The 4,878-nt window shown below is 56.2% G+C and carries 5 protein-coding genes; 4 read left to right on the forward strand and 1 reads right to left on the reverse strand.

The features are described from left to right. Nucleotides 1-545: CorA family divalent cation transporter (locus tag AC2VLY_RS06625; RefSeq protein ID WP_486892917.1), on the forward strand; the 545-nt coding region annotated here is incomplete at its 5' end. Between the two features lie 3 nt (nucleotides 546-548). On the opposite strand, the gene AC2VLY_RS06630 is transcribed toward AC2VLY_RS06625, so the two are convergent. Then, nucleotides 549-1,277, reverse strand: a complete 729-nt coding sequence (locus AC2VLY_RS06630; RefSeq protein WP_486921977.1) for a 16S rRNA (uracil(1498)-N(3))-methyltransferase — start codon at nucleotides 1,275-1,277, stop codon at nucleotides 549-551. 79 nt (nucleotides 1,278-1,356) lie between these two features. On the opposite strand from AC2VLY_RS06630, the gene AC2VLY_RS06635 reads away from it, so the two are divergent. The 3 genes from AC2VLY_RS06635 to tkt form a co-directional block, all read left to right on the forward strand. After that, entirely contained in the window at nucleotides 1,357-2,190 is an 834-nt protein-coding gene (locus AC2VLY_RS06635) for an inositol monophosphatase family protein (protein ID WP_486921975.1), read from the forward strand. Nucleotides 2,191-2,248: 58 nt separating this feature from the next. After that, complete coding sequence (glpX, locus tag AC2VLY_RS06640) at nucleotides 2,249-3,193, forward strand: class II fructose-bisphosphatase (protein ID WP_024893191.1); 945 nt, start codon at nucleotides 2,249-2,251, stop codon at nucleotides 3,191-3,193. Nucleotides 3,194-3,220: 27 nt separating this feature from the next. Then, nucleotides 3,221-4,878: transketolase (gene tkt / locus AC2VLY_RS06645; protein WP_486921976.1), on the forward strand; the 1,658-nt coding region annotated here is incomplete at its 3' end.

Raw genomic sequence — 4,878 nt, forward strand, 5'->3', positions numbered from 1 at the left:
CCCTGTCCGACGCCATTGTCGACCTGTTTTTCCCGGTCGTGGATATGCTGGATGATGAACTGGAACAACTGGAAACCGTGATGTTTCACAATCAGGAGGCGCGCCAGAACATGGAGCGTCTATATGATTTTAAATACAAAAGCAATGTGTTACGCCATGCCTTACTGCCTCTGGCAGACGGCTTCAGCAAACTGTTTGGCGGACGGGTACCCGTCCAGGTAGATGGCGCAGAAAACTACTTCCGGGATGTTCATGATCACATCATGTTGCTCAACAGCCAACTGGATACCATCCGCGACACCATTTCCACCGCCATTCAGGTCAATCTATCCCTGATTGCCATCGACCACGGCGAGGTCAATAAAAAACTGGCAGGATGGGGTGCCATTCTGGTGCTGATTACCATTTTTACGGGCATCTGGGGCATGAACTTTGAGTACATGCCGGAATTGCACTGGAAGTTCGGATACCCCATGGCCCTGACCGTCATGGCCGGCTCCTCCTACTACCTTTACCGTCGCTTCAAGAAAGCCGGCTGGATCTAGTTTTCAGAGATCCCCCCACAACGCCTGCAACACCGCGACCGCTGCAACTGCAGCGGTTTCCGCCCGCAGAATGCGTGGCCCCATACCCACCTTTTGAAAACCATGGGCACTTGCCGCTGCCAGCTCAGAACTGCTCAGCCCACCTTCGGGCCCGCTTAACAGCGTCACTTCCGGCTCGGGGTGAGGCAGTTCACGCATTTTCGCATTCTCCGGCGCAGGGTCCAGAACCAGACCCCGACCCCGGCACAGGGACCAGGCATCACTCAGCGCCATGGGCGGCAGCACCTTCGGTATGCTCGTCGCGCCACTCTGCTCACAGGCCGCGATCACCATATCCTGCCAACGCTGGAGGCGTTTTTCGCCGCGCGTTTCTTTCATCTGTACCACGGCATGCTGGCACGCCACTGGCTGAATCGTCTGCACGCCCAGTTCTACGGCTTTTTGCAGGCTCCAGTCCCAACGTTCCCCGCGCATCAAGGGCAACCACAGATGAATCATGAGCGGAGAACGTGTTTGCCACACAAAACGCCTGCTGATCAGGATTTCGGCACGATTACCGGAAATGCCTTTCAATGTGCCGGCATAGACGCAACCATCCCCATTGAAGAGGGTCACATCCTGAGCAATGCGCGCGCGCAGCACTTTCAATAAGTGATGGCTGGGCTCCGTGGGCAAAAGAAAAGCGCCGCTTTCGGGCAATTCGGAATCAGCGTATAAATGAATGCGCGGCATCACTGTAGACTTTCAGCAGGAAATAACCCGCATATCATCGCAGCGCCGTGGTAGTGGGTCAAAATTCACGGAGACGGGCATGTCCAGAATCAACCAAATCGACCAGCAATGGGTGGGGAAATTGCTGCGTACCAGTGCCGAGCGTTTTGTTCTGCCGCGTTTTCATACCGTAGTCAGCAGTCGCAAGCCTGACGGCAGTATCGTCACCAGCGCCGACATAGACAGCCAGAATTTTCTTCAGGATATGCTGGCCGCCCGCTATCCCGATATTCCCTTGCTGGGTGAAGAGATGCCCCGCGAAGAACAACAATCCCTTCTGGAAAACAGTGATGCACTCTGGTGCCTGGACCCTCTGGACGGCACCAGTAATTTTGCCGCCGGGGTGCCGGTTTTTGGCGTCTCTCTGGCCCTTCTGGAAAAGGGGCATTCGGTTATGGGCTGGATTTATGATCCGGTACGCGCTGAACTTTTTTCTGCCGTACAGGGTAAAGGGGCTAAAATTGACGGCACATTGCTCCAGACTCGCGAAGCGCCAACGCTGAAACACTGCGTAGGGGTGGTGGACTACAAACGACTGGATCGAAATCTGGCCCTGCACATCATTGATGAACGCCCCTTTCATAGCCAACGTAATTTCGGTTCATCCGTATTGGAATGGTGCTGGCTGGCGGCGGGTCGCTACCATTTTTATTTGCATGGTGCCCAGCAACTCTGGGATCGCGCCGCAGGCGCATTGATTCTCCAGGAAGCCGGGGGTCAAATTTCCCAGTTCAATGGTCAGGCTCTTCAGGAAAAAGACCTGAAGCCACGCTCCGTTCTGGCCACACTGGATCCGAATTTGCACCAGACCTGGCGAAACTGGCTGGAGCATGCCGCCGATAAGGCCTCCGAGTTCCCAAACGCGGTCCTTTGATTTATGCTAAAACGAATTATGTCTTCTATCTAATTCCGCCACTGAAGGGAACAAGCTTATGTCATCCATAGGTAGTCTTGCGCTGTCTCTACTCCCCGTTACCGAATCCGCCGCCCGCGCTGCCAGCGACTGGATTGGGCGAGGCGAAAAAGAACTGGGAGATGGGGCCGCTGTGGATGCCATGCGCGCTGCCATTGCTCAAGTCCCCATGCGCGGCGTGGTCATCATCGGCGAAGGCGAAAAAGACGAAGCGCCCATGCTCTACAACGGTGAGCAGGTCGGATCGGGCACGGGTCCGGAAGTGGAAATCGCCGTGGATCCCGTCGAAGGCACCACTTTTTTAGCCCAGGGCATGCCCGGTTCCATTTGTGTACTGGCTGCAGCCCCCAAAGGCAGCATGTTCCAGCCCGGCCCCGCCTATTACATGGACAAGTTGATTGTTCCCGCCCCGGCACGCGGCAAAATTGATCCCGAAGCACCCATGAAAGCCAAACTGCAGGCACTGGCCAAATCTCTCGGCAAAGATGTCAAAGAATTGCGCATTTTCCTTCTGAAAAAGCCTCGTCATGACGCCATGATCCGGGAAATTCAGGCTGCAGGCGCGACGGTTCGCCTGCAGACAGACGGTGACGTCAGTGGTGGCATCATGGCAGCCCTGGGTACCAAAGTGGACGCGATGATGGGCATAGGCGGCACACCCGAAGGCGTCATCTCGGCCTGCGCCGCCCGTGCCATGGGCGCAGATATGTTTGGCTGCCTGGCCCCGCAAAAACCCGGCGAAGCCGAAGCGATTGCCGAAGCAGGCCTGAAAGTAGGCCAATGGCTGAGCCGTGATGAACTGGTTTCCAGTGACGACGTGCTTTTCGTCGCGACTGGCCTGACTTCCGGCGACATTCTTGATGGCGTTACCCGTTCCCACTACTTTGTAGAGAGCGAAACCCTGGTCATTTCCGGTCACGACGGTATTTTACGTCGGGTCCGCACCCACCAGCGCGCCGACTGACATTTTCATTTATCCAAGGAGTGAGTTATGACTGTAACCCGTACTGATCTGGCCAATGCCATTCGCGTTCTGGCCATGGATGCCGTCGAAAAAGCGAACTCCGGCCATCCCGGAATGCCCATGGGCATGGCGGACATTGCCGAAGTCTTGTGGAATGATTTTCTGGTGCACAACCCGGCCAATCCGCATTGGGCCGGACGTGACCGCTTCATTCTTTCCAACGGCCACGGTTCGATGTTGCAGTATGCGCTCCTCCACCTGAGCGGTTACGATTTGTCTATTGATGATCTCCAGCAATTCCGTCAGTGGCACAGCAAAACCCCCGGTCATCCCGAATATCGCGATGCGCCCGGCGTCGAGACTACCACAGGCCCCTTGGGTCAGGGTGTTGCCAACGGAGTGGGTATGGCCCTGGCGGAACGTATGCTGGCTGCCCAGTTCAACCGCCCCGACCATGAAATCGTCAGCAACTACACTTATGTGTTTCTCGGCGACGGCTGCCTCATGGAAGGGGTTTCCCATGAAGCCTGCTCTTTGGCCGGGGTCTGGGGTCTGAACAAGCTTGTCTGTTTTTACGATGACAATAACATTTCCATTGATGGTCATGTGGATGACTGGTTCGGGGACGATACCCCGGCGCGTTTTGAAGCCTACGGCTGGCATGTCGTTCGTCATGTGGATGGTCATGATCCTGAAGCCATCAAAAAGGCCATTGCCCAGGCCCACAAACAGACCACCAAGCCGACGCTGATTTGCTGCAAGACCGTCATTGGTCATGGCTCACCCAACAAAGCCGGCACCCACGATGTACATGGAGCCGCGCTGGGCGCTGAAGAAGTCGCCCTGACGCGCAAGAATCTCGGCTGGAGTGGTGCACCCTTTGAAATTCCGGAAGCGGTTTACCACGGCTTTAACGCCAAGGCCAAGGGTGAAAAAGCGGAGAGCGACTGGAAGGAAAAGTTTGCCAGATACAAGGCCAACTTCCCCCAGGAAGCAGCCGAACTTGAACGGCGTCTGAGCGGTGAAGCCAGCCCCGAATTTGACGCCGCCATTGCCCGGATGATCAGCGAGTTCCGCAAGGAAAATCCGAAAATTGCGACCCGTGTTGCCTCGGGTAAAACCATTCAGGGTATTGCTGCCTCCCTACCCGAGTTTCTCGGTGGCTCCGCCGATTTGACGCCTTCCAACAATACCCGCTGGAAAGAAGCCATCGACATCGGCAAGCACCGTTTGATGGGTAACTACATTCACTACGGTGTGCGTGAATTTGGCATGTCGGCCATCATGAACGGTGTGTCCCTGTATGGCGGCTTCCTGCCCTTTGGTGGCACCTTCCTGATTTTCTCGGATTACAGCCGCAACGCGATCCGCATGTCAGCCCTGATGGGTATTCGCGTCGTCTATGTCATGACTCATGATTCCATTGGTCTGGGTGAAGATGGCCCCACCCATCAGCCGGTCGAGCAGGTCAACAGCTTGCGGCTGATCCCCAACCTCAACGTCTGGCGCCCTGCGGACGCCGTGGAAACAACCATTGCCTGGGAATCTTCCGTCAAGCTCCAGCGTACGCCTTCCCTGCTCGCGCTCAGCCGTCAGAACCTGCCGGCACTGCCCCATACGGATGAAACCGTAGCCAATGCCCGTCGTGGTGGCTATGTCATCAAGGATGCCGAGGGTGGTAAGGC

This window comes from Acidithiobacillus sp. TH-A36 (assembly GCF_057473445.1).